At 70.2% G+C, this 22,459-nt stretch carries 19 protein-coding genes; 7 read left to right on the top strand and 12 right to left on the bottom strand.

The genetic code is table 11. From position 1 onward, the window contains the following. The first annotated feature begins 244 nt into the window (after window positions 1-244). From KMS84_RS13985 to KMS84_RS13970, 4 genes are all read left to right on the top strand, one after another. A complete protein-coding gene (locus tag KMS84_RS13985; RefSeq protein ID WP_256916518.1) occupies window positions 245-1,372 on the top strand; it encodes an ABC transporter permease in 1,128 nt (375 codons plus the stop codon). Further along, complete coding sequence (locus KMS84_RS13980; RefSeq protein ID WP_256916517.1) at window positions 1,369-2,091, top strand: ABC transporter ATP-binding protein; 723 nt, start codon at window positions 1,369-1,371, stop codon at window positions 2,089-2,091. Before KMS84_RS13985 ends, KMS84_RS13980 begins: the two co-directional genes overlap by 4 nt. A 62-nt stretch (window positions 2,092-2,153) precedes the next feature. Further along, window positions 2,154-2,765 carry a TetR/AcrR family transcriptional regulator gene (locus KMS84_RS13975; protein ID WP_256916516.1) on the top strand — a complete coding sequence of 204 codons (612 nt, stop codon included), beginning with the start codon at window positions 2,154-2,156 and terminating at the stop codon, window positions 2,763-2,765. A gap of 549 nt (window positions 2,766-3,314) precedes the next feature. Further along, on the top strand, window positions 3,315-4,436 hold the full coding sequence (locus KMS84_RS13970) for a helix-turn-helix domain-containing protein (RefSeq protein WP_438818931.1): 1,122 nt from the start codon (window positions 3,315-3,317) through the stop codon (window positions 4,434-4,436). A gap of 67 nt (window positions 4,437-4,503) precedes the next feature. Here the strand turns inward: KMS84_RS13970 and KMS84_RS13965 are convergent, their stop codons facing one another. The 6 genes from KMS84_RS13965 to KMS84_RS13940 form a co-directional block, all read right to left on the bottom strand. Next, the gene (locus KMS84_RS13965; protein WP_256916514.1) at window positions 4,504-5,283 is read right to left on the bottom strand and encodes a D-Ala-D-Ala carboxypeptidase family metallohydrolase; all 780 of its coding nucleotides are present in this window, start codon (window positions 5,281-5,283) and stop codon (window positions 4,504-4,506) included. A 61-nt stretch (window positions 5,284-5,344) separates the two neighbouring features. Beyond that, the gene (locus tag KMS84_RS13960) at window positions 5,345-5,758 is read right to left on the bottom strand and encodes a hypothetical protein (RefSeq protein ID WP_256916513.1); all 414 of its coding nucleotides are present in this window, start codon (window positions 5,756-5,758) and stop codon (window positions 5,345-5,347) included. A 32-nt stretch (window positions 5,759-5,790) separates the two neighbouring features. After that, window positions 5,791-6,174 carry a hypothetical protein gene (locus KMS84_RS13955; RefSeq protein ID WP_069769424.1) on the bottom strand — a complete coding sequence of 128 codons (384 nt, stop codon included), beginning with the start codon at window positions 6,172-6,174 and terminating at the stop codon, window positions 5,791-5,793. Window positions 6,175-6,212: 38 nt separating this feature from the next. Then, window positions 6,213-7,562 carry a GH25 family lysozyme gene (locus KMS84_RS13950; RefSeq protein ID WP_256916512.1) on the bottom strand — a complete coding sequence of 450 codons (1,350 nt, stop codon included), beginning with the start codon at window positions 7,560-7,562 and terminating at the stop codon, window positions 6,213-6,215. Window positions 7,563-8,141: 579 nt separating this feature from the next. After that, window positions 8,142-8,600, bottom strand: a complete 459-nt coding sequence (locus KMS84_RS13945) for a PPOX class F420-dependent oxidoreductase (protein WP_256916535.1) — start codon at window positions 8,598-8,600, stop codon at window positions 8,142-8,144. A 441-nt stretch (window positions 8,601-9,041) separates the two neighbouring features. Then, window positions 9,042-11,681 (bottom strand): beta propeller repeat protein, encoded by a 2,640-nt coding sequence (locus KMS84_RS13940; protein WP_256916511.1) that lies wholly within the window; start codon window positions 11,679-11,681, stop codon window positions 9,042-9,044. A gap of 582 nt (window positions 11,682-12,263) precedes the next feature. Between KMS84_RS13940 and KMS84_RS13935 the strand changes: the two genes are divergently transcribed. Continuing rightward, the gene (locus KMS84_RS13935) at window positions 12,264-12,833 is read left to right on the top strand and encodes a DUF4232 domain-containing protein (protein ID WP_256916510.1); all 570 of its coding nucleotides are present in this window, start codon (window positions 12,264-12,266) and stop codon (window positions 12,831-12,833) included. 547 nt (window positions 12,834-13,380) lie between these two features. Here KMS84_RS13935 and KMS84_RS13930 read toward each other — a convergent pair. Further along, window positions 13,381-15,195 carry a serine/threonine-protein kinase gene (locus KMS84_RS13930; protein WP_256916509.1) on the bottom strand — a complete coding sequence of 605 codons (1,815 nt, stop codon included), beginning with the start codon at window positions 15,193-15,195 and terminating at the stop codon, window positions 13,381-13,383. A 21-nt stretch (window positions 15,196-15,216) separates the two neighbouring features. Continuing rightward, entirely contained in the window at window positions 15,217-15,711 is a 495-nt protein-coding gene (locus tag KMS84_RS43535) for a DUF6417 family protein (RefSeq protein ID WP_498066949.1), read from the bottom strand. Between the two features lie 115 nt (window positions 15,712-15,826). On the opposite strand from KMS84_RS43535, the gene KMS84_RS13925 reads away from it, so the two are divergent. Further along, window positions 15,827-16,237, top strand: a complete 411-nt coding sequence (locus KMS84_RS13925) for a hypothetical protein (RefSeq protein WP_256916508.1) — start codon at window positions 15,827-15,829, stop codon at window positions 16,235-16,237. 502 nt (window positions 16,238-16,739) lie between these two features. Here the strand turns inward: KMS84_RS13925 and KMS84_RS13920 are convergent. The 4 genes from KMS84_RS13920 to KMS84_RS13905 all read right to left on the bottom strand — a co-directional run bounded on the left by KMS84_RS13920 (window position 16,740) and on the right by KMS84_RS13905 (window position 19,321). After that, a complete protein-coding gene (locus tag KMS84_RS13920; RefSeq protein ID WP_256916507.1) occupies window positions 16,740-17,105 on the bottom strand; it encodes a hypothetical protein in 366 nt (121 codons plus the stop codon). A 41-nt stretch (window positions 17,106-17,146) separates the two neighbouring features. Then, on the bottom strand, window positions 17,147-17,500 hold the full coding sequence (locus KMS84_RS13915; protein ID WP_256916506.1) for a DMT family transporter: 354 nt from the start codon (window positions 17,498-17,500) through the stop codon (window positions 17,147-17,149). Window positions 17,501-17,503: 3 nt separating this feature from the next. Beyond that, entirely contained in the window at window positions 17,504-18,007 is a 504-nt protein-coding gene (locus tag KMS84_RS13910) for an N-acetyltransferase (protein WP_256916505.1), read from the bottom strand. Between the two features lie 333 nt (window positions 18,008-18,340). Beyond that, window positions 18,341-19,321, bottom strand: coding sequence for a helix-turn-helix domain-containing protein (locus KMS84_RS13905; RefSeq protein ID WP_256916534.1), 981 nt, complete (start codon window positions 19,319-19,321; stop codon window positions 18,341-18,343). A gap of 361 nt (window positions 19,322-19,682) precedes the next feature. Here KMS84_RS13905 and KMS84_RS13900 point away from each other — a divergent pair, with 361 nt between their 5' ends. Beyond that, window positions 19,683-22,307: a phosphatidylinositol-specific phospholipase C domain-containing protein gene (locus KMS84_RS13900; RefSeq protein ID WP_256916504.1), complete on the top strand. Its 2,625-nt coding sequence runs from the start codon at window positions 19,683-19,685 to the stop codon at window positions 22,305-22,307. The last annotated feature ends 152 nt before the right edge of the window (window positions 22,308-22,459 follow it).

Below are 22,459 nucleotides of genomic sequence, written 5' to 3'. Positions count from 1 at the left end.
GGCGCACGGCCGCAGGGACGCCCGGTGACGACGACCGTGACCTCGTCGCCGGCCCGGACGGCATCCGATGCGTTGTGCACGGGCCCCCGGTGAGCTCTCGCAGGTGGACGAAGCACGACACGACATGCCGACAGACGTGTCGGCAACATCCGATAAGATGCCGACACCCGCGTCGTCAATTTTAGGCAAAGAGGCGATGTGGCCGCCTGTCATGCCCTCATTTCCCTTTCCCTCGGAGAGCTCCGTGTTCCTTGCCCTACGCGATCTGCGCTTCGCCCGCGGTCGCTTCGCCCTGATGGGCGCGGTGGTCATGCTCATCGCCGTACTCGGTGTCCTTCTGTCCGGGCTCGCCTCCGGTCTGGCGGACGCCGGCATATCCGGGCTGCGCGCGCTGCCCGTGACCCACATGGCCTTCGACGAGAAGGCGACCAGCGAACAGTTCTCCCGCTCGACCGTGGATCAGGAGGACTGGCAGACGTGGTCCAGGACGCCGGGCGTGGAGCGCGCGGAGCCGTTCGGGAACACCCTGGCAAACGCCCAGGTGACCCAGGGCGCCAAGAAGGGCGAGCAGGTCAACCTCGCCGTCTTCGGCATGGCACCGGACTCCTCCCTGGCCCCGAGTCCCAGTGAAGGCGAAGGCCTCGAAGAGGGTGGGGAGGGCATCGTGATCACCCGGGAGATCGCCGACCTGGGCGTGAAGATCGGCGATGTGCTGACCGCGGACCGGAGCGGGGTGCGGCTGAAGGTCGTGGGACTGGTCGACGAGACCGTCTCCTACGGCCACATCGGCGTCGTCTACGCAGACCTCGACACGTGGCGGCATCTGCACTACGGCCTGCCCGGCGACCTGCCCGAGGCCGCGAGCCGACAGGCCACCGCCGTCGCCCTGACCCTGAAGCCGGGCGCCGACGTCGCCGCGGTGGAAAAGGCGACCGGAACCCTCGCCGAGACCAAGGAAGCCACGTTCAACGCGTCCCCCGGCTATGAGGCCGAGTCGAGCACCATGGCCCTGATCAAGGGCTTCCTCTACGTCATCTCCGCCCTGGTCGTCGGCGCGTTCTTCACCGTCTGGACCGTCCAGCGCAAGCCCGAGATCGCTCTGATGAAGGCACTGGGCGCCCCCACCGGATACATCCTGCGCGACGCGCTCGCCCAGGTCATCGCCGTGCTCGTCGCAGCCACGGCCCTCGGCACCGTCGTCGGTCTGGTCCTGGGCAGCGCGATGATCGGCAAGGCCCCCTTCTCGCTGTCCGCCCCGGCCATCGCCACCTCCTCCGGCCTCCTCATCGTCCTCGGGACCGTGGGCGCCGTCGTTGCCGTCCGCCGCATCACCGCCGTCGACCCCCTGACCGCCCTGGGAGCCACCCGATGACCACACCCGCCACCGATCACCAGTCCGCCACCGCCACCGCCACCGACCAGCCCGGCGGGCTGCGTCTGAACGACGTCACTCTCACCCTCGGCGACGGCGACACCGCCGTCACCGCCCTCGACCACGTCGGCCTGAGCGTCGCCGCCGGTGAGTTCGTCGCCGTCGTCGGCCCTTCCGGATCCGGCAAGTCCAGCCTCCTCGCCGTCGCCTGCGGCCTCCAGCGCCCCACTTCGGGCACCGTGCACATCGCCGGCACCGAACTGACCGCCCTTTCGGACAGGCAACGCACCGCCACTCGTCTTCGCCACATCGGCTTCGTCTTCCAGCAGTCGAACCTGCTGGCCTCCCTCACCGTCAAGGAACAGCTCCTGCTGCCCCTGCACATCGACGGACGCCTCGACACCGCTGCCCGGACCCGCGCCGACGAACTCATCGAAGCCGTCGGGCTGACCCACCGCGCCGGCTCCCGTCCGCACCAGTTGTCGGGCGGCGAGCGCCAGCGCGCGGGCCTGGCCCGCGCCCTGATGACCTCCCCCGCCGTCCTGCTGGTGGACGAACCCACCTCGGCACTGGACCGGGTACGGTCCGCCGAGGCGGTGCGGCTGATCGCCGAGCAGACCCATCAGCGAGGCACGGCCACGGTCATGGTCACCCACGACACGGCGATAATGGACGCTGCCGACCGGGTGTACGAGATGGTCGACGGCCGCCTGTCCTGACGGGGGCCGTCAACCGGCATCGCATTCCCGGCCCTGCCCACACCTCCAGGAGCCAGCCCCGCATGCCGAAGATCAACGCCTCCACCGTCGCCGAGCACCGTGCCCAGCAACGCGAGGCGCTGATCGGGGCGGCGATCGACATCCTGGTCAACGAGGGCGCCGCCGCCGTCACACCGGCGGCGGTCGGCGCTCGCGCGGGCCTGGCCCGCTCCAGCGTGTACCAGTACTTCGACTCCTCGGCAGCCCTCCTGGCCACCATCACGGAGGAAGCCTTCCGGCGCTCCAACGAGGCACTCACCCGCGCCATGGCCACCGCGAACGGTCCACTGGAACGCGTCGAGGCGTTCTTCGGGGAAAGTCTCCGCCTGGGGGCAGAAGGCGCACACCGGCCCGCCGTCGCCCTCATGAACGCCGGCCTTCCCCCGGCCTGCCGGCAGCGGCTGATGGAACTCCATCTGGAACAGGTCGAACCGTTCCGCGCCGCCGTCCGGGAGCTCGGCGCTCCTGAGCCCGCGCTCACGGCCGACCTGATCGCCGGAATGCTGCACACCGCCTTGGCCGCCGTCGAGAACGGCACCCCCCTCGATACGGTCACACAGCGCACCCTCGCACTCGTGCGCCGCTGCCTCACCCCGGCCGGCAGCACCGCCGGCGCAACGGAGGACGGGGCCTGAAGCCCTCGCACCGCCAAAGCACCACGGCCGACCGCGGCCCGGCACGTCTTTGCCGGTGCCTCTTCGCCGTCAGTCGCGTTCTTGTCGCGCAGGAGCCGCAGGCCGCCGGACAGGTCCGGCAGCCGGAAGGAGCACCAGCCGGGCACGTCGACGTGATGCCGCACGAACGGGAAGAGGCGCGCGACGCCCTCGTCACAGGGGCCCGGAAACGGTGCAGGCGCCCGACGCACCCGGCCGGGCATGCTGGAGCCGCCCGGCCGGATGAGCGCGTGGGCGCGAGCATCCGGCGCGACCGGGAAAGCCGGTCGAGACGGCGGGAGCCGGGGTCACCTCACGGCGAAGACCCCAAGGAAACACTCGGACCGACGCAATGTTTGACAATGTTTCAAACTGCGTCGAGAGAAAGGCTGTTGGCGATCGTATTGCCTGGGCGAAAGGGCGCACGTGCTCGGACGGGCGGTGTAGCTTCAACCCGTCAGTAGGGGCTTGAGCAAGGGTGGAAGTGTGGTTGCCTCTCCGCATACCGATAAGTTCGCCGCCTGTCTTCGCATGCTGAAGGAGCGCAGCGGCCGGGGGTACGACCGCCTCGGCAAGGAGGCGGGCGTCAGTGGTTCCAGTCTGCATCGGTACTGCTCGGGGCTCGGTGTTCCGACGGACTACCGGGTCGTGCACTCCTTCGCCAAGGTGTGCGGTGCCAGTGCGGAAGAGCTCCGCGAACTCCACCGGCTCTGGGCACTGGCGGACACCGACAGGGACGCAACCACCGGGACCGCCAAGGAGAGCCTCGCGGCAGATCGCGAGACCGGAGCGGAGACGGTGGCGCGATGGGACGCCGACGCGAGGCGGGAGGCCGGGCCGGCGGCGACCACGGCTGCGGCCGACGGTGCGGAGCCCGGGTCCGGGCACGGCGCACCGCCCGTGGCGCCGGACCCGGGGGCGGACGACGTCGTCCCGCTGGAGATAGAGCTCGGCACGACGCGGCGGCCCGGGCGGTCCCGGATGCCCGAGAAGCTCTCTCCCCGCTTCGCGGTACTGGCGGCCATGGTCGCGGTGCTGCTGGTGGCCGGTTTCGTGTGGCTGCCCGGCGGTCGTTCCGCCGACGGGTCACCGGCGGCGGACGACGGGCTGCTGTACTCCCCCGCGTGCAAGTCGGTGAGCATGGGCCAACACGACGAGTGCGTGCGCGAGGTCCAGACCCTGCTGGTGGCGGCGAAGGGCCGGCTCGCCGTCGACGGGGACTTCGGGCCGGAGACCCTGCGCAGGCTGACCGCCTTCCAGGTGCTGGCGCGTCTGCCGGCCAGCAACGTGGTCGACGAGGACACCAAGAAGGCGCTCTACGCCCGGAAGGTGAGCATGTCGACCTGGTCGCCGGCCAGGGTGGCGGAGCGGATCCGTCAGGTGTTCACCGAGGATCCCGCGTCCGCGGTGGCCGTCGCCCGCTGCGCGTCCTTCCTGGACCCGTTGTGGGTCCTGCCCAACACCAACGGCAGCCGCAACTGGGGCGTCTTCCAGATCTCCGACGGCCGCCTGCGCGAGCTCGGCGGCACCCCGCTGCGGGCGTTCGACCCGGAGTGGAACATCAAGGCGGCCCACCGCCTGTGGAGTGCGCAGCACGACTTCCACGACTGGCCCTCCTGTGAGGCGGCGCTGAAGGACACGCCGAAGGCCTGAGGCGCGAAGCCCCGGGTACCGCCGCCGCGGTACCCGGGTACACCGTCGCGGCCCGGCCGCGACCGCGTCAGATCGTGCCGCTCTCCCACCACCAGTCGCGGCCCAGGTCGGCCCGGCTGTCGACGTGCTGGTGGTCGACGGTGTACCGCTCCAGGCCGGAGAACCCGCAGGTCTCCGCCTTCTGGTAGACGGTCTTGGTGGCGACGCCGGGCACGTCGAGGTCGGCGGCCGTGCCGTACAGGTGCATGCTGTCGCTGGCCCCGCCGATGTCGGCGTTGTGTGCGATGCTGCGGAAGCCCGAGTTGACCGTGATCGGCTTGTCCCCGAGCTTCTTGCGCAACGCCTCCAGCTTGTACATGCAGCGGCGGGCGTTCTCCTTGGTCTGCGCCGCGCTCAGTTTGCCGCCGTTGAAGGTGCCGCTCGACTGGTCCACGAACTCGCTCCAGTTGAAGTGGGCCGTGGAGCCGTCCGACTGCTCGAGTGCGTTGAGCTTCGCTTGGGTGTTGGGTCCGGCGACCCCGTCGTCGTCCAGGCCGTACGCGGCCTGGAACCGCTTGACGGCCGCGAGGGTGCCGGGGCCGAAGTCGCCGTCGAGGCCGACCCGGGTGTGGCTCGCGCTGTCGGCCGCCCACCCGGAGACACGGATCTGCAGCTCGAGCACGTCGGCGCCGCTGTCGCCCTGCTTCATGGTGCGCGACCACGAATAGGCCTGCGCGGTACCGGAGAGCAGCAGGGGGCTGATCGCCAGGCCGGCGCCGACGGCCAGCGTGCCGCGCAGCATGCTGCGGCGGTCGAGCGGGCGGCCTGCGGCGGAGCGCGCGTCGGCGGAACGGAAGAGGAAGGTCATCGTCGTCCTTTCGGAACGGTCCCAACAGTCGGAACGGTGGTGCGAGAAGTGCGGAAGGAGATCAGTAGGCGAGCTGGAAGTTCACGTTCTGCGCGTCGGTGTCGTAGGGGCCGACGCGCAGGACGAAGCGGGTGCCGTCCTTGACGTCGGTGGCGACCGTCGCCCACGGGGTGCCGTGCAGGGAGTACGTGTTGTCGTGGTTGCACTTGTCGGTGTGCTCGACGAACACCACACAGGCGTAGAGGAATGCGCCGTCGTCCGTGGTGAGGCGCATGTTGATGTCACCGCACCGCGAGGACGTGGTGAACGGACCGAAGTCCTTGGGCCCCACCTGGTAGCGGTAGTTGAGGTTCTTCGCGCCGCCGTAGCAGCTGGTCGCCGCGGCCGAGGACTGTGCGGCGGCGGGCGCGGCGCCCGCTGCCAGCAGTGCGGCCACGGTGACGAGAGCCGAGGCGAGCGCCCGGGTCTTGATCATGGTGGTCTCCGTTCGGTGAAGTGGGTGAGTCGTCAGAAGGCGATCTGGAAGGTGGCGGAACTGCCCTCCAGGTCCACGCCGTTGGGCACGGTGAACTTCGTTCCGTTCAGGACGTCGGTGGCGATGGTCGTCCAACTCCGGCCGATCTTGGTCCAGTAGTTGCAGCCGCTCGCCCGGGCGAACTGCACGCAGGCCCAGCCGAAGTCGGCGTCGCCGCCGGTCATCCGCATGTTGATGTCCGTGCAGCGGCTCGTGGTCACGTACGGGCCGAAGTCGCGGACCTCCCCGTAGTGGACCGTGACCGCTCCGCCGTAACAGCTCGTGGCAGCGGTGGCTGCCGAGGCGGGCGCCGGGACGGTGAAACCCAGGACGGCGAGCAGGGCGACGAGGGCCGCGCGGGAGAGGCGGTCGGTCATGGTGTTCCTCCTCGGTACGGTGACGGCCACGGCCGGCATCACCGGTTGGCCAGGCGGTCGAGGTCGGCCTGGGTGCCGTTGAACACGTCCCCGGTCGCCGGCGCCCGCAGGCCGGGGAAGAGCGCGGCGTCCGTGTACTGCCACATCGCCCAGGTCGTCGAGCCGTTCGGCACCGGAGGCTGGGTGATCGACTGGCGGTAGTCCGCGAGCTGGAGCGGATACCGGGCGAAGGCGGTGGTCGACCCCATGCAGTCGTCCAGGAAGGACTTCTGGGTGTAGATCATCGGGACGCGGCCGAAGGCGTTCTCGACCCGGTCCAGCCAGGCCTTGGCGTCGGCCACCGTGCCGTAGGTGGGACAGCGTCCGGTGCCGTCGTCCATGCGCTCCAGGTCGAAGATGGGAGGCAGGTCGCCCGCGCGCTTGCCGGTGTAGCCGGTCGCCCGCACGGCGGCGATGAACCGGTCGGCCTGCGCGGCCCCCGTGTCGGCGGCCGAGCCCGTGTAGAAGTGGTAGGGCGCGACGGCCAGTCCCGCCGCCCGGGCCGCCTCCAGGTCGGTGGCGAGGTACTCGTCGGTGACGTTCATGCCCCGGGTGGCCTTGACCGTCGCGAACTCGACGCCGGAGGCACGGACGGCCTTCCAGTCGATCGGCGCACCGCCCGGGTGCTGGTACTTGGCCGTGTCCAGCCCGTCGATCGGATACCCGGCCGGGCGGGGCGGGGTGCAGTACGTGTTACGGCTGGACCAGTCGACCAGCTTCGCCCACGTGTTCGGGCCCACCGTGCCGTCGGCGCTGAGGTTGGCGCAGTGCTGGAGCTCGATGACCCGTTCCTCGGTGCCGCCGCCGAAGTCGCCGTCGATCGTCAGGGGCGGATAGTGGTACGGCTCCATGGCGAGGTTCAGCCGGCACTGCACCTCCTTGACCTCGTCGCTCTTCGCCCCCTTCTTCAGGGTCGGGCGCGAGTCGGTGTGGCCGCACACGGTCGCCTGAGCCGTGCCCGCCGTGCCCTGGGTCGCGCAGGTGTGCGGCTGGGCGGCCCAGGTGTTGAGCGCGGCCCACGTGTTCGGGCCGAGCACGCCGTCCGCACTCAGTCCGGCGCACCGCTGGAACTCCCTGACGCGTGTCTCCGTCGCCGCACCGAACGTGCCGTCGGCCGCGATCGGCGTGTACCGGCTCGGCTTCGTCGCGAGGTCGAGTTCGCACTGCGCCTCGACCGTCGCGTCCCCCGTCGATCCCTGCTGAAGCGTGGGCTGTGCGCTCGTGTGCCCGCAGACCGCGACCGCGGTGGCCGCGGCGGCCTGTGCCGCCTGCGTGGCCGTTTGCCCGTACAGGGGCAGGACCGCTGCCAAGGCGAGGGTCAGACCCCGCAGGAGCGTCCTCTTTTCCATCTGGTGTTCCCCCTCTTGCTGGTGAGTGGCCGGGAGCCCTCCCGGCCCGAGTGATGCTGGCAGCGGACGTCCCGTGGTGGTCGCGTCCGGCGGAGATCGGGACGGCGGGACGCCGGCACGGCTGTGACCTGCGCGGACGGACCGGTGCTGGGACGGGCTCGGGACGCGGACACCCGTGCGGTTCCCGCGACCGGGAGGAGTGGCGATCGAACGGGACCTGCGAGGACGGAAGTTGGGGAGCGATGAACGGGCGGGCCGGGTCAAGGTGGCGCTCGTTGCCCTGCCTTGGACGTATGGCGCTGCGTCACCGAAATGATCGTCCGTGGCGCCAGAGGGGCCAAGACCGGCCGGCGCCGCCAGGCGGCCCGGCAGCGGAACATCGAGGCGCTGAGTCAACAGGTCCGCGCGTTATCGTTCACTCCCGGCCGGACACTGCCCTGGGCATCCTCGACGGGCACTGTCCGCCGATCAAGGTGATGCGGGTCCGGGCCCACAGACGAACTCGCCGTCCGCGATCACGCGACCGTGCTGGTCGCAGCCGTCGACGAGTGACTGCGACCAGCACGGACTCAAGTCGTCCTAGCCCTTGATGTCGAGTGCTGTTCCGTACAGCCGGTCCACCCTCAACCGGATGACCACCCGGCGTTCGGCGACCAACTGCTCCAGGAACGCGTCTTCGTCCTCCGGCTTCGCAGCCTGCGGGATCATTCCGAGCAGTTCGCGCCCCACCGCATCGCCGGGGACCGTCGTGATCTCCGAGACCTCGGCGTCGCCCTCGGCGACGGCGAACGACCACACGTCCCCGCCCTGCACATGCAGTGAGGCACGCGGATCGCGCCGCAGGTGCCCGACCTTGATGCGGTCAGCGGTCGTCGAGAACCGCACGATGCGGGTCTCGGCCTCCCAGCTGTACAGCATGGTGGTCAGGTGCGGGTGGCCACTGCGTTTGACGGTGGCGAGCGTGCCGAACTGCTGCTTGCCAAGCAGGTTGGAGAGGGCTTCATCGGACAGTGGGCGGGGCGCTGGTCCTTGAGTCATGACGTGATCAACATCCATGGCCGCCAAACCATTTCGTGGCCACTGTGCGTCCCGCCCTCTCCCTCGCAACACGCCCTGCAACGTGATCCCGAACGATGCAGCCGAGTTGATCGCCGCCACCATCCGCACCCTCTTCGCCCGGGTGAAGACCCGGACATCCTCCGCGACTGCCGTCTCAAGAGTGACGGGCGTTCCGTCACGCCATGCTCGGTATCGCCCGCCTTCACGACCTCACCCTGACCGGCTGACGAAGACCCGGCTGGTCGCCGAACAACTCGTCGGCCATGTGCAGGACAGCGCCCAGTTTCCGGCAGCCGGCTTCTACGCACGGGCCTCCGCGCGCAGACCTGCCCCACTGCGACATTCACCGCGTTCCACTCCTGCGCAGAAGGGGTGACCCCGCAAGCCGGGATCACCCCTCGTCCTGTTGCAGAGTGAGCGTCAGTAGCAGTCGCGGACCTTGACGGTGTAGATGCCGCGGCCGTGGGTGGCCGCGTACAGGGTGTGGCCGTCGGGGCTCAGCTTCAGCTGGAGTACGGCGACGGCGGGGAGGCTGCCGATACGCTGCCACTTGGTGCGGCCCGGGGCGCGGTAGACGACGCCGAGGTCGGTGGCGACGGCCAGGCCGCCGTTCGGCAGGACGATCGCCGAGTTCGTCGGCACGTCGGGGAGGTCGGCGGAGATGTCCTTCCAGGTGGTGCCGCCGTCGACGGACTCGAAGACGTGGCCGACGCCGGCGCCGGGGCCCTCGGTCCAGTGCCGGGAGAAGCCGTTGACCGCGAGGAAGACGTGGTCGGCGTTCTTCGGGTCGACGGCGAAGCCACTGAGGTAGCGGTTGGGTACGGCGCCGTTCACCGGCAGGGTGATGTCGTGCCAGCCGGTGCCGTCCGCGTTGCCGACGGAGATGCCACGGGCGAAGCCCTGGTTGTTGCAGGGGCCGCACCAGGCCGCGTACACCTTGCCGCCGGAGGCGGCGACGGCGGTCGCGGTGCGTCCGACGCCGAGGTCGTGGACGTTCTTCCACTCCGCGCCGCTGCGGATGGCGTAGCCGCGGGTCTGCACCCAGATGTGCCGGCCGCCCGCGATCCAGGTGTCGCTGTCCTTGGCGTCCGTGGCAAGGGGGGCGATGAAGCGGGCCTCGCTGGTGGCGTTGTCAGCGGGAGCGACGTTGTAGGAGGTCGCCTTGGTCGGATCGGTCGTCCAGCTGCCGTCGTTGACGGCGCAGTTCTGGGTGACCTGGATGGCCAGGTAGACGTACTCCTCGGCGATGTTGCAGCCGTTGGCGGGGTCGGTGAGCGTGTCGCCGCCGTCACCGCCGAAGTTGGAGCCCATCACGATGTCGTTGCTGCGCAGGACGGACTGGCCGTTGTCCTGGAGGCCGCCGGTGACGGAGTAGCCACCGTGGTCGAGGTCCTTGCCCACGCCGACCGAGTAGTACTGGAGGGTGTCGAGGGTGCCGTCGTTCAGCGAGGTCCAGTCGGTGGCGTGGCCGGAGGCGTCCTGCGAGCCGCTCAGCGGGCGCTTGTAGACGCCGCCGTCGTTGCCGACGTACACGAAGCTCTTGCCGTGGTAGCGGCCGATCGCCACGCCGTGCTGGTCGGAGTGGGTGGTCTGGTGGCAGTCACCGGTCTGCTTGGCCGGGTCGATGCTCCAGCAGGAGAAGCCGAAGTTCCAGTACGGGCCCACGGTCGACCACGTGGAGCCGCCGTCCTTGGACTCGTAGACCTCCTCCAGACCCGCGTACACGTGCTCCGGGTCCGCCGGATCCACGGTCAGGAACTGGTTGTACCAGGCCTGCACGCCCGGCATGTAGCCGCTGGAGGTCAACGCCGAGCCGTCGGCGGCCAACTGCTTGTAGTCGGCGACCTTGGTCCACGGTCCGAACGGCGAGGCGGCGCTGTAGATGCCCATGAGGCCGCTGTCCGGGTTGGCCGCCATCTGCTCCGGCGACTGGTCGATGGCGTAGTAGCGCGAGCCGTCGGCGGCGCGGGCGAAGGTCACGGTGCCGACGTTGTCCGCGTCGGTCGGCAGGTCGCCGAAGCCGCCGGTGATCCGCGCCCAGGCGCCCTTGGTGTTCTTGGTGTAGAAGCCGTTGTAGTCGTCGCCGCTGCGCCAGCCGACGGCGAGGATCGCCTTCGAGGGGTTCTTCGCGTCGAAGGCGATGTCATTGGTGATGTTCTTGTACGCGGCCGAGTCGTCGTTGGCCTTCGAACCGCCCGGCAGATAGTCGGGGTTGGGGGCGAACTCCAGCTTCCACGCGCCCTTCAGCGTCTTGGTGGAGTGGCTCCACACGCCGGCGCTGGTCGCGGCCCACACCTTGCCTGCGCCGAAACGGAGTTGGCGGACGGTGGTGGACTCCAGTTCGTCACCGCCGACCCGGCTGCGGGTGGAGAAGCTGCCGTGGTGCGGATCGGACAGCACGTACACGCCGCTGCCGAGGTAGGCGTCCGCGTTGGTGTTCGCCTCACCCGTGCCCAGCCACAGCCGGCCGGCCCCGTCGAGGGAGAGTGCGCCGGTGGACTGCGAGGGCAGCTTGTCGCTGATGGGCTTCCAGTGCCCGCCGCCCCGCTGGGAGCGCCACACACCGCCGCCGGCGCTGCCCGCGTACACGTATCCGTCGTCGTCGGCCGCGATCGCGGCCATGCGACCAGTGACGTTGCCCGAGCCCCCGCTGGAGTTGGAGTCGATGTCCCGGTAGCGGGAGTCGTCGGAGTTGTAGGGCAGGTCGGTGATGTTGTGCCAGCTGCCTCCGGTGCTCTTCAGGTTGGTCAGGCTCGACCAGGCGGCGCCGTACGCGCCGCGTGCGACGATGCCTGGGGAGGTGCGGGCCTCGGCGTACTGGTCCGCACCCTCGGCGATTTCGTCCGCCTCGTTGCCGTCGTCCCCGCCGTCGTCGGCCTTCGCCTCGAGACTGAGGGACCCTGTGGACTGGCGCTCGGCGGCGAGCTGAGCGAGGGTGCGCGCGCCGAACGGGCGCTTCGTCTTGCCTGCCGCGGCGCCTGCGGGTGTCGCGACGAGTACGGCGGATGCGGAGATGGCACAGATCGTGAGCCATCGTCTCTTGCGAGTTGGTGCTGACACCAGATCCTCCGAAAACGGGTGGTCGTACAGCCGTCGTGGAGAACCCGACCACCGGCCACAGGAGACGTCCGGCACTTGAGCATTCTTTGACTAGAACCTGTCATTAACGCATGGACGGGCGTGTCACCAAACGGCCCGGACGAGTACGCGTTGGCGGCGGCGAGCGTGACGCCACCCGAAAACAGCAGCAGAAGGCAGAAGGCAGAAGGCAGAAGGCAGAAGGCAGAAGGCAGCCGGATGCTCCGCTCCATGGTCAGGAATGTCTCCCGACTCGGCTCCTCTGCGGAGATTTCGGCGGCGTCGAATCATGGATCGAGTCGATCGATGCGCACGCAGCGAGCACCGTATTCCAGCGCGGCGTTCTTGGTCAGGCCGATCACGCCGTGTTCGCCCTCCCGCGTATCCCGAGGACAGCCATCAGCACGGGCACCGACGGCTGTCACCGTTCCGTCACAAGCGGTCGCCGCACGGAACCCTGCCGCTCCTCGCCCTGTCTGCACTCACGTACCACGACCACGCGTACCGCGGAGCAACGACCGACGACCGAAATCCGCGGACGAGACGACTCAGGGGGAAGACAGCATGCGGCACAACAAGGGCATTCGCAGGGCGGCTCTGGCGACGACGGCGGTCACGGCCGTCGCGGCGGCGGTGACCGGCATCCTGCCCGGCGTCGCCATGGCGGCGAGCACCACCATCTCCACCCCGCCGCCCGCCTGCGCGACCTCCGCCCTCCAGGTCAGCGCCCGGCAGGCCGTCCACCGGCCCGTCGGGACCGGGACCGGGGCGGCGGTCGTGCAGTTCACCAACGTCTCCCGCAGGACGTGCGTCCTGAAGGGCCATCCGACGGTCGCGGGCGCCGGCAACGGCTCCCCCGCCCACAACACCCCGCTCAAGGTCACCCGCACCGGCCGGGCGGCCACCGTGACGGTCCGGCCGCACGGCAAGGCGTGGGTGAAGCTGACCTTCGTCCAGGTCCAGGGGGAAGGCGACGGCTACTGCGTGTCGGGCAGGGCCCCGGTGACGTATCCGACGATGGTCATCGGGCTGCCGCACTCCGGGAAGCACCAGGTCGCCCTGAACGACGGGGTGTGGGCCGAGTGCGACAACAAGGTGACCGTCACCCCGGTCTCGGCGGTCAGGCCTTCCTGACCCCACCGCCCCACGAATCGAGCAGCCTGCACGACCACCGCGACCCTCTGACCTGCACCTTTACGGGGCACTGCACACAGGTGCAGGTCAGAGGCTCGCACAAGCACTACGACCGGCGCAGATCGACGCCCGCGACGAAACTGCCATCGGACACGGCGCGACAAGACCGCTCGCCCGACGACAGCCTGCACCCGGGCAAGGGACTTCCTTGTTGGCGCTCGGGAGGGGCGGCAGCTGAAGAATGTCGCCTTCGAGTAGGTCGCGCTGCTCCAGCTCGACGGTGAGCACGGACCCTTCGTCGTCGTCCAGTTGCTCTTCTTGATGAGCCGGGTCACGTCGAGTTGTACGCGGGGCTGGGTGGGCCTGTTCGTCCAGCGACCGCAGGAACCGGGCCAAGATCGAGTCTCCTTCGACGGTGTCGCAACCGGCCGTGGAGACTCCTTCGCCATTCGTGTCCGTCTGGATCGGCCTCATGCCGCTCAGAATCTGGCAGTGGTCAGCGCTTCGAGCTGCTCGCGAATGCTCTGGTGAGTAAGGCGCAGCAGCTTCATCGGGTGGCGCGGCTGTGGTGCAGGGCCGTGGGCGCACCGGCGGACTGGCTGCCCTCTTCACCGAGGCTGATGGTGTCGGCAGCGGTCAGCTGAACCACGTAGAGGTGGCCGCTCTCGCACTGCAACGATGTGTCCGAGCGGTTGGTCGCGTGGCTGGTGGCCGCGAGGAACGTGGCTGTCGTGCCACGCACCGACCGTAGTTCCAGGGCTTCCGTACAACCCACCTCTCGGCCGGTGCCGGCTTCCTCGATGTTGCTGACCTGTTTGCCGGCCAGTTCGCCCACCTCGGCGGTGTGCAGGGTGAGGGTCACGGTGAAGGACTCGGTGCGCGGGTGCTGTTGGCCGTCCGCGTCAGGGTTGCCCGGCCCCGTGCCGGTCCAGACGCCCGCCCACGCGGCGGAGAGGGCGGGAGCGGAGGACGACGGGGTCGGGGAGGACGTGGAGCCGTCATCGACCGTCTCCTTGCCGAACGGGTTCCACAGCACGACGCCGGTCACCAGCGCGGCCACCGCGAGAAGGGCACCGACGATCCAGCGAGCGCGGCGACGCGCACCCCCTTCCCTGTGAAGAAGGGCGGAAGCGCCGTACGGCCCGAACCCGGCCGACCCGGCGGCGGGGGCCGCAGGGCCATGGGGCTGGGCGATGTCAGGAGTGAACACGCCGTGCGGTGCGGGAGTGTCCTGGGCTTGCTGACCGATCGGGGCCGGGATGTCGGGGGGCGGCGCGTACGTCGCGGCAAGGCTCGCGTCGTCCAAGGCCGGGGTGAGAGACATGGTCCGGGCGGTCGCCGGGACGGGCGGATTCCCGCCGGCGGCGGACTTCACCGCGTCCGACGGCGCCTGCCCTTGGCCGTGCAGCGGTACAGCGCACCGGTGTGCGACCTCCTCCTCGCGAGCCACCAGGTCCACACCGAGTCCGGGCGGGAGCGCGCCCTTCCACGCGTCGGCCACCGCAGCGGACCTGCTCTCGTGAGCGGCCGTCCGCGGATCGTCCACGGCTCGACGGCGTAGTCCGGCCGCCAACTCGGCGGCGTCCGGCCGGTCCTCGGGCCGCTTTGCCAGACAGTCGCGGATCAGCGGGGCCAGTTCCGCCGGTACACCGTCCAGGCGGGGTGGCTCGTGGACGATGCGGTAGAGCAGGGATGCGGCCGAGGGCTGCTCGCCGGGATACTCGAAGGGACCGGTGCCTGTCGCCGCGTACACCAGGACCGCGCCCAGGGAGAAGAGGTCGCCCGCCTCGGTGACGGCTCCCCCGGCGGCCTGTTCGGGAGCGAGGTAGCCCGGCGAGCCGATGACACCGCCGGTGCTGGTGTGGCGGGAGTCGTGGGCGGCCCGTGCGATGCCGAAGTCGATCAGCATGGGCCGGTCGCGGCCGAGCAGGACGTTGGACGGTTTGACGTCTCTGTGAGTGAGCCCGCAGGCGTGCACGGCGGCCAACGCCGCGGCGAGTTCGGCGGCCAGCGTACGCACGGCCGCGGCCGGCAGCGGCCCGTGCACGGCGACCCAGTCGGAGAGGGCAGGCGCGGCGACGTATTCCGTGGCCAGCCACAGCGGGCGGTGGCCGGGCGGGCTGAAGTCCACCACCGAAACGGTCCACGGGGAGCGGACCCGGTCGCTGGTGCGGATCTCCCGGGCGAAACGCCGCTCGAAGTCCGGGGCGGCGACGAGGTCGGGCCGGACCGTCTTCAACGCCAGAGGGCGGCCGGTCGGCGTGCGTGAGAGGTAGACCTGTCCCATACCGCCCGCGCCGAGCCGCGCCAGCAGCGGATAGCCGCCGATCGTGGCCGGATCCGTGCTCTCCAACGACTCCACGGCCGCCTCCCCCTGGTCACCTCACCCCGTAGCTGAAGCAGGATAATGGGCAGCCCTGGCCGGGGTACGTGCGTGGACTACGCACGGCCGCCAACATCTCGGCGGCCCAACCGCCGACTGCGGGGCGGACGATGCCGTCATCGCGGGCGAAACGGCCGGCTTCGCGAGCCCACCGGACAGCTTGTGCAGCCAGAACCCGTAGGCCACCCACTCCATCTGGTCCTGCGACAGATACAGCATGTGCCGGTTCGAGCCCGCCTCCCCTCGGGCCTCGCGCACCCGCTCCGCAAGGCCAGCCATCGGCGGCGGCACTCGCAAGTGGTCGGCGAGGGCAACGACAGCCGCAGCGCGGTCAGCTGCGCCGGGATCAGCTCCACCAAGCCCCGACGATCGTCTGCTCCTGCTCGAGGGTGATCTTCCCTGCGGACACTGGCGTGGGGCTTCGCTTCTACCGGGTCCTTCTTGTTGTTGACGCCTGGACCCGTCCGATGGCCCCGGTCTGCGGGTTCGGCCCACAGGTCGCCCGGGGAACCGTGAACCGACGGTGATCGGAACGCGCGCGGCTGCGTCAGGTGAACGGAGAGGAAGCCCGCAATCTCGGGGTCTCCACCGACCGAGAGTGAGTGCCCGGATGGCGCAGCCCAGCGTGCGCCTGGCTCCCGAGGCTGCTGGAGTGATCACTGTTCATGTCCCCCACAGTTGGAGAAAGACCATGGGTATACGTAAGGGTGTTGCGGCCACCGCGCTGGCTGCCGCTGCGGTTCTGGCTGGTTCCGGCGTGGCCTTCGCCGGCGGTTCCGGAGACGACATGGTCCAGCAGGTGCTGGACGCGCGATGCAACGACTTCACCACTCAGGAGGGCCTGATCAACGTCAATCAGGGCCCCGTGTGCATCGACTTCGGCTCAGCGGACGCCGGCGCCCGGACCACCGGCAGCGCGGACGACGAAGGCGAAGGACAGGGCACCCTCACCTGCAACTCCTTCGTGGAACAGTACGGTCTGATCAACGTCAACGAGGGCCCGGTCTGTATCCAGTTCTGAGCCCCGGCTGACGACGGGCGATCGGAGCGTGATCACCTGGCCGAGCCGTCGGCGGGTGTCACGCAGAAGAGGCCAGGAACGGGGTTCGAGCCCTTGTGGGTACGGGGAGCCGGCAAGCAGAGTGTGCCTTTGCTGCGGGAGCCTCTCACCTGGGCCGCCACCGCGGCCGCCCCGCTCCCGTACTGCTCCGACTCGGCTGTCGCCGGCGCCACAGCGCACTTGCTCGACGCCCTTGGGCGACGTGCAGGCAGCGTGTGCCTGGAGACACCCTGGGGCGTTCGGTCAGGCCGTGACCTGCCGCCGCGCCGCGGCTGTCCCTGTGGCCGCGTCCGTGCTGTCCGCGCCGGGTCGTAGCCCTTCGCCGGCCGTCAGCTCGCAGGAGGGCCCGCCGTCGACTGCGGGCCCTCCCTCCGAACGCTCGACGAAGGTCAACGTCTGGCACAGCTCGGGTGGCCGACGCTCCTGGCGTACCACTTGGCTGGTCGGGGGGCGGGTGAGCGCTTCAGTCGGCGAGTCGGTTCGCGGAGACCAGCCACCGCCAGCGGCGTTGTTCCGTGACGAGGGTGGCGGCGGCCAGCAGGCTCACGGCAGTCGCCGCCCAGCCGGGCCAGGCCAGCCACGAGGAGACCACAGCCGCCACGAGCTGGAGCACCACCAACAGGATCGTGACCCAGCCCGGCACCGCGATGATCACGTTGGCCTTGTCCCCCGGAGTGGAGAACAGCGTCGGAAGGCCCACCAGAACCACCACGGACAGGGCGGCAAGCAGCCACGAATGGCTGGACAGGGCCCAGGGGGCCGCCACCCACGCGACCAGCTCCGTCGCGAAGCGAAAGGCGGACGCCACACGATCGTCCGGCCGTTTCAATGTCCTTGCCCCATCAGCAGCGTCGTCACCCGCGAACGATCTCACGGCGCGCGGCCGCCTGGTGAGCGATTTTCCAGACCTGTGGACGCTCCAGGTCGGTTGACCTCGCCGGCTGGGCGCAGGCGAAGGGAACGCGTTCGCGCTTGGTCGCAGGCCAGGACGGCAACGGCCGCCGGTAGGAGGATCGATCCGAGTACGAAGGCCGAGCTGATCTGCTCGCCGCGCCGAGTGGCCAGGAACGCGGCCGTGGCCGGTTCGAGGAGCACGAGGACGGCGGCCTGGGTGCTGGGGTGCGTGGCCAGCCCGACGAAGTACCAGCGGTAGGCGAGCAGTGTCGGCACGACACCCAGGAAGATCCTCCAACCGGTGGACTCGGTGGAGTGCCCAGTCAACACCAGTTACGCGTTGGGATGCTCCGGCAGGGCGAGCCAGTCCGACCAGGAGATGTCGCGGCCGAGGAAGCGCGGCTGCTCGAACGGCCAGTCTTCGGCGATCCACCGAGGCACCAGCACGTCGAGGGCCTGCTCGACCTCGCTGCCCACCAGCTCGTCCACCACCCACCTGGAGATCTCGCCGTCCGCGCCGACCCTCCCCGGCGGGTCGATGTAGACACAGCCGAGCAGAGCTGTCTCCGCCGCGTCGAACAGCGCGTAGTTGAAGGACTGGTGCGCGGCGACCTCCTTCTCGTGCCTCAACAGGTCGGCCTGGTCGGCCTCGTAGGTCATGGTGGCCGCGGGCCAGCCCCAGGCCGGGCCGAAGATGGTCCACAGCCGCTCACGCGAACCCATCACCGCCGGATAGTCGAGCGGGGTGTCAGCCTCCCGGATCGGCCGCAGGTGATGGCCACCACCCGGCAGCGGTACCAGGACGGGGTGGACGAAGTCATCGGGAAGCCAGCTCATGGCGTCCGACCGTAGCAGCGCGCGGCCGCCCGCTCCCTTGGATCTGCCCGTAGATCGTCAGGCCCCGGCCCCACGCCGGGCAGGCCCCCTGAATCCCCCTACGAGGGCACGGACGGCAACCCGTGTGCGGCGGGCTCTTCGGCTCGGCGCGACAGGAGTGCGGCGCACCTCCCCACACCGGGCCGGCCGACCCACGGAGAACGCTCGTGCCACCCACCTGGCTTCCCGCCCTCGACGCCTTTCCATGCTCGAAGCCTCGAAGCCCTGCTCCCCCACCGTCCTCACCTGGGGTGGGTGGCAAGGCCTGTCAGTGCGGACCTGAGAGGTGCGGCGCTACCTCACCGCGCCGGTGCGGAACGGGCGACCGCCGTCGTCGATCCGTAGCGTGCCCGAGCGGGAGCCCTGGGTCCAACTCAGTTCCAGATACCAGCGCACCTCGCTCTTTGTCGTGTGCGAGGTGACGTCCAGGATCAGGGGGGTCTCGGCGGACGCCTCGTACGGGAACCCGTGCCTCGGGCTCACGGCACGGGACTCGGGGGCGTCCAGGTCCACGGCGAACGGGTGCTGTGCGTCTGGGCCTTGGCAGTCCGCGTAGGCGGCTTCGGCGGGCGGGGCTTCGGCGGGCGGAGCTTCGGCGGACAGCACCCGGACGTCCATGGCGGTCATGGTCACGGGGCCCTCTGCCGTGCTTCGCACCTTCAGGCGGAACGTGGTCGGACGGATCCGAGTGCCGGCCGTCCGGGGGCAGTCATGGTCGGACGCGACGACGGCCACCGAAAGGGGGACGTTCCCGGCGGTCGATCCGGGCGCCCCGTGCGCCCCGGCCGCCCCTGCCGCCCCGACATCCTCGGTCGACGGGTCGGGCACCGTGATCGCCGGGACCGTCAGGTCCGGTACCGACTCGGCTCGGAACCGGTCGATGGCCAGCGCTCCGGAGGTGCTGAGGGCGACCACGGCGGCCCCCAGCGCGACGTACCGCGACACGAGGTGGCGGCCCCGCGGCGTCGGCGCCCCGGCAGTCGGCGGACTCTGGACGGCCGGCACCGGCACCGGCGCGGGCACCGGCGCCTCCGCGCTCTCCGACAGGCCCGCCCCCCTCCCGCGCCGCGCCTCGTCCGCCACCGCCCATCGCCGGTGCAGCTCCAGCAGCTCCTCGGGGTCCGCCCGGCAGATCCGGCCGAAGCGTTCGACCGGGGCGAATTCGGCCGGCACCGAGTCACCCGAGCAATAGCGGTGCAACGTCGAGGCACTCAGGTGTAACCGACCGGCCAGAGCACCGTAGCTGAGGCCCGCGCGCTCCTTCAGCGAACGCATCATCTCGCCCAGCCCGGCCGCCGAATCGACGTCCCTCACCGATCCCACCCCACCCACACGTCCCACCTCATGTCCCCTACGGCCGCATCCCGCCTGGTCAGGGATGTGGAACGTCCCAGCGTCCCAGAACGGCCGTTCAGGCTGGCCCGGGACGGCCGTCCCGGGCAGGCTGCGATCACCAACCGGCGAGCCCGACACGAAGATCATCACACATCTCGCCGGACGACTCGCGCGCGCACGCGCGGACCCGCCGGTCGACCGACCGATCCGCCCCAGGATGGAAATGATCACCGTCATACGCCACACCCCCCCGTCCCGAAGACTCCGGATGCGCCGGCCGGCGATGGTGGCGAGAAGCACCGTGTTCGGTGCGCTCCTCGCCCTGCTGCTGTCCGTCTCCGGCGTCTTCCTCTCCGCCACGCCCGCCCGGGCGAACGACTACTACAGCAGCATCACCGAGGCCTCCGCGGCCAACGTCGACTGGATGTCACGCGTCCCGGACGGGACCAACCTCGCCTGGCTCTCGGTGCCCGGCACCCACGACAGCCTCGCGCTCTGCGGGGACACACCGGACCCGGCCACAGGCCAGTGCTCGGGCATCGTCACCAGCATCACCCAGACGCAGGAGAACCACGGCCTCAGCGCGAAGACCCTGACCACCCAGTTCGACGCCGGCATTCGCGCGCTCGACATCCGGGTCCGGGTCGACAAGGGGGACGAGGGGCTGAAGTTCACCGTCCACCACGGCGCGACCTATCAGTACGCCAACTTCACCGACGTACTCAAGACGACCTACGACTTCCTGAGCGACCACCCCGGCGAAACCGTCCTGATGAACCTGAAGGCGGAGTGCACCGGCTCCACCTTCTCCTGCAAGGACGCCGACGGGTTCGGGACCGACGAGTGGCGCAAGAAGATCTTCGACTCCTACCTGGAAGGCCGCTCGTACACCGGGGACGGTAACGAGAGCACGCCGTCGACGGCCTGGCGCAACCTGTTCTGGGGCCCCTCGGTCACCGGCAAGAGCCAGTCGAGCCGCGTCCCGACGCTCGGCGAGGTACGCGGCAAGGTCGTGCTCCTCGGCTACCGGAACACCAGCGGCGGCATCTTCGGCGGCTACGGGCTCAAGCAGCCCTACCCGTCCGGCGGCTCCAACGAGGAGTACGTGCAGGACGACTTCCAGCTGTCCACCATCAGCGACATCGACGACAAGTGGGAGAAGGTACGTGCGCACCTGCGCCGGACCAACGGCACCTGGGACGGCAGCCGCCCCGGTGAGAAGGACCTCGAGTACAAGCAGGACGCGCTGTATCTGAACTACACCAGCGCCTCCGGGACCGGCGTCCACCCCTACACGGCGGCGGGCGGCACCCCGACGGCGACCGGGGTGAACAACTTCCTCATCCAGTGTCTGCGCGCCGAGAAGGACCGGTGCCCGGAGTTCTACGCCGGACGCGACGACCGGTTCGGCGGGCGGTCCGACCTGGACCGTATGGGCGTCATGATGATGGACTTCCCCGGCGGCAAGCTCATCGACGAGATCATCGCCCGCAACTCCGTGACGCACACCGACATCCGCGACGTCATGGTGGTCGGCGATTCCATCAGCCACGGGTACGAGGGCGACCACACCTGGCGCTACCGGCTGTGGGACTGGGCCAGGAGCAAGAAGTGGCCGGTCACCTTCGTCGGACCGTACCGGGGCACCGTGCAGCAGGCCGACGCGCAGCCGCCGCGGCCGCCGGTGCTGGGCGAAAGCAGCGGCGGCGAGCCCACGGAGCCCCTCCCGGGTGACGCGCGCGTCCAGGGCGAGTACGCCGAGGACGTGAATGCCGGGTTCTCCGCCGGCGGCTCGGCTCACTACGCTCTCTGGGGCCGTTCACTGACTCGGACCGTGCCGACCATCAAGCCGGTGATGCAGGAGCTGAAGGCCAAGGGCCGGACGCCCGACCTGCTCCTGGTCGAGCTGGGCTTCAACGACATCGGCTGGTACGGGGCGGGCGCCGATCTGGTCGGCACCATGAAGAAGTTCGTGGACAACGCGCGGGCGGTCAACCCGGACGTGCGGATCGTCCTGGCCAACGTCCCCCAGCGGACCACCCTGGGCGACGCGAACCCCCAACTCCCCCAGCGCATCCGCGACTACAACGCGGCCCTCGCCAAAGCGGCCCCCGGCTGGAGCACCAGCGACTCGCCGGTGGAGTTGGCCGACCTGAACAAGGCGATGGGCTGCGACCCGACGGCGACGACCTGCGCCACCACCTACGACGGGCTGCACCCCAACGCCCTGGGCGAGTACCGCATCGCGCAGGCGTTCGGCACCGTGCTGCACAAGGAGTTCGGCATCGGCGCCGCCGCGCCCGACGTACCGGACAGCGCGCCCGGCCGGTCGCTCGCCACGCCCTCCGGCATGAAGTTCGACGGCACCCAGCAGGGCGTCACCGCCACCTGGGACAAGGTCTTCGGCGCGCACACCTACGACGTTCAGTGGCGTGACGTCACCACTGACTCGAAAGCGGACTGGCACGATGTGGTGCCCGGCGTGAGCGCCCCGCGCTATGACATGTCCTGGCAGTTCACCGACCAGCCCTACGACGGCCACACCTACGAGGTGCGGGCCCGCGCCGTCGCCGGTGACGGCGCGGCCAACCGTTCCTCGTGGTCCTCGGCGGTCCGGGGCAAGGCGGCGCCGACGACGGCGGGACGGCCGCCGGGGCTTGCCGCGACGGCCGGCGCGGGCTCGATCGACGTGCGCTGGTCGGCGCCGACCGACTCGCACAGCGGCTCGATCGTCCGGTACGCGGTGTGGGTCTACGACAAGAGCACTCCCACGAACTACTCCCGGATCATCGGCTACCCGGCCTCCGCCCGCTCCGCGAGGATCACGGGGGTCACGGCGGGCCACGAGTACGTGATCATGGTCTGCGCCTGGAACGCGTCGGGTGAGGGCAAGCCGAGCATGAGCGACACGGTGATCCCGGGCTAGCGACCGGGTGCGCTGTCCGTGCCGAGCGCTCCGTCCGGGGGGACGTACCGGGTGGGGCGCTCGGCCACGAGCACCGAGGAGGGCCGCCGTGCTTGGCCCATTGGCCCTTGCGCGGCACGGAGGCGGACACCTCTCCCACGTACAACGCCACT

The organism is Streptomyces hilarionis (assembly GCF_024539675.1).
Lineage (GTDB): Bacteria > Actinomycetota > Actinomycetes > Streptomycetales > Streptomycetaceae > Streptomyces > Streptomyces hilarionis.
Note: the sequence above shows the minus strand (reverse complement) of the source record. Positions and strands in the feature narration are given on the sequence as shown.